Raw genomic sequence first — 2,753 nt, 5'->3', positions numbered from 1 at the left:
TCGCCACGCGGTCTTGTGCCCTTGATCGGCTTGGTTTCGACCTGCCGGTTTCTGACCCTGAGAAACCGTTCCGGCGAATTTGATAGCACCGCAACATCCCCGAAATTCAGGAATGCGCCGAAGGGCGCGGAACTGATGTCACGCAAACGCCGATAAAGGTCGAACCGCATTGGGATGGCATCACTTGCGTATTCTGCGCGGAAGCTTTGTGACAGGTTGGCCTGAAAGATGTCGCCGGCAAAGATGTAATCAATCACGCGCTGTACGGCGGCCTCGTAGCTGGCGCGGTCAAAGTTTGACTGCCAGTTCGAAACGTTTGGTACATGCGGCACAGCGGGCGTATCAATCAGCGGCCGTGCAAGTCTTAGATACTTTCGGATCAACGCCATACGATCGTTTGCGCGCTGGTCGCGCTTTGGACTTTCGGTCTCTGGAATGCCGGTGGAAATAAGCCACATCCGCCGGTCAATCTGATCAAACGCGATCACCAGATCATAAATCCCCACGGCCATGTCCGGCATTGAAAGCCAGTCGTTCGGTGCTGCGGGCAAAAATTCTGTCTGATGTGCCAACTCATAGCCAAAATAGCCAACAGCACCGCCTTGAAACGGCGGCAGGTCTGGCTTCGCTTCGATCTGATAGCGCGCCAACAGATCGCCAAGCACGTCAAACGGGTTTCCCGGCACTTCAAAGCCATCCAGCACCGCCTGCCCGTTCTTCGCCGTCAATTTATGCAGCGGCGACACGACAATGTAGGAGAACCGGTCACGGTCACCAGAATCCAAAAAATGGCTATCGGCATATGGCGCAAACGCGCCATAGGCATCAACGGGCTCGATATAGGGGCATTCTTCAATCAGCATTGGGCCGGCGCATTCTTATCGACTGGACGCGACGAAAATCGTCATTCCATGGGGGTACTTGTCGCTCACAGGAACGGGCGACGCCAATCTAAGCGATTCTGCATGATCGGGTGAAGATTTTTGCGACATTACGACAGTTCAATTGAACCCAGAACAAAAAAGGCCAACCAAAGATGGCTGGCCTTTCTCGTAGATTGGTCCGAAACCCTACATCGCTGCGATACGCGCGAAAGCTTCGTTGAGCTTGGCAAGGGTATCACGTGCTTCTTCAAGCTTGGCTTTTTCGGCCGTGACGATGTGCTCAGGTGCGCGGCTGACGAACTTCTCGTTCGAAAGCTTGCCTTCCTGGGCCTTGATGTATTTCGTCTTGTCTTGAATTTCCTTTTCAAGACGCGCTTTTTCAGCCGCAACATCGATGAAATCGGCAACCGAAACAAAGACAGTCACGCCATCAACCACAGTCTGGATCGCACCTTTGGCAATCGCCTCGACATCGCCCTGCCCCTTAAAAGCAACATCTGCAACGCGCGCCAGACGTTTGACCTGTGCTTCCTGTGCCGTGACTGCTGCTTTCATCGCGTCGGTGGCATCAACCAGATAGATCGGAACTTCGGCCGCCGGAGGCACATTCATTTCAGAACGGACACCACGGATGTCACCAATCAGGCGAATGGCCAGATCGACCTCGGCCTCGGCTTCACGATCAATCAGCGCTTCGTCAAACTGCGGATACCCTTCGGCGATCAGCATTTTGGCACGACTATCGGCGGTCTTTTCCCAAAGCTCTTCGGTAATGAATGGCATGACGGGATGCAAGATCAACAGGATCTGGTCAAGAACCCATGCGGTAACCGCGCGAATTTCCGCCTTTGCTTCTTCGTCATTGCCCATCAGGACCGGTTTCGCCAGTTCCAGATACCAGTCACAGAACGAACCCCAAACAAACTGATAGGCACTGCTGGCAGCGTCGTTGAAACGATAGGTTTCAATGCCAGTGCCAACGGCCTTGGCTGCTTCAACCGTTTTACCTACGATCCAGCGACCAAGGGTCGATTTCACATTGGCCGGGTCAAAGCCTTCAACCGGTTTGCATTCATTCATTTCGGCAAAGCGTGCGGCATTCCAAAGTTTGGTCGCGAAGTTGCGATAGCCTTCAACACGGGATGCGGCAAGCTTGATGTCACGGCCCTGGGCTGCCAATGCCGTCAGGGTAAAGCGCAGCGCATCACAGCCATATTCGTCAATGATCTCAAGCGGATCGATGACGTTGCCCTTGGATTTTGACATCTTCTGGCCATGCTCATCACGCACCAGCGCATGAATGTAAACGTCACGGAACGGGACTTTGCCGTCCATGAAATACATGCTCATCATGATCATCCGGGCAACCCAGAAGAAGATGATGTCAAACCCGGTGACCAGAACATCGCCCGGATAGTATTTGGCAAGTTCCGGGGTCTTGTCCGGCCAGCCCAGCGTCGAATACGGCCAGAGTCCGGATGAGAACCAGGTATCAAGAACATCGGTTTCCTGGGTCAGCTCGACATCCTTGCCATAATGCGCCTTGGCGGCGGCCATGGCCTCTTCCTCGGTTTCTTCAACGAAGAATTCGCCGTCGGGACCAAACCATGCCGGAATACGATGCCCCCACCAAAGCTGACGGGAGATACACCATGGCTGGATGTTGCGCATCCATTCGAAATAGGTGTTTTCCCAGTTCTTCGGCACAAAACGAATGCGGCCATCTTCAACCGCCTCGGTGGCGGGTTTGGCAAGAACCTCGGCGTTAACAAACCACTGGTCGGTCAGATAAGGCTCGATCACGACGTTCGAACGGTCGCCGTATGGAACCATGTGAACGGTATCCTCGATCTTTTCAAGCAGACCGAG

Annotated in this window: 2 protein-coding genes; both read right to left on the bottom strand. The window is 54.0% G+C overall.

The features are described from left to right. Positions 1 to 863: chorismate-binding protein (locus tag B3Z49_RS06485; RefSeq protein ID WP_296989115.1), on the bottom strand; the 863-nt coding region annotated here is incomplete at its 3' end. A 207-nt stretch (positions 864 to 1,070) separates the two neighbouring features. Further along, positions 1,071 to 2,753: valine--tRNA ligase (locus B3Z49_RS06480; RefSeq protein ID WP_296989113.1), on the bottom strand; the 1,683-nt coding region annotated here is incomplete at its 5' end.

This window comes from Thalassospira sp. UBA1131, from assembly GCF_002311515.1.
In the GTDB taxonomy this organism is placed as follows: Bacteria; Pseudomonadota; Alphaproteobacteria; order Rhodospirillales; family Thalassospiraceae; genus Thalassospira.
The sequence above is the reverse complement of the archived record's forward strand: the minus strand, read 5'-3'. Positions and strand labels throughout refer to the sequence as shown.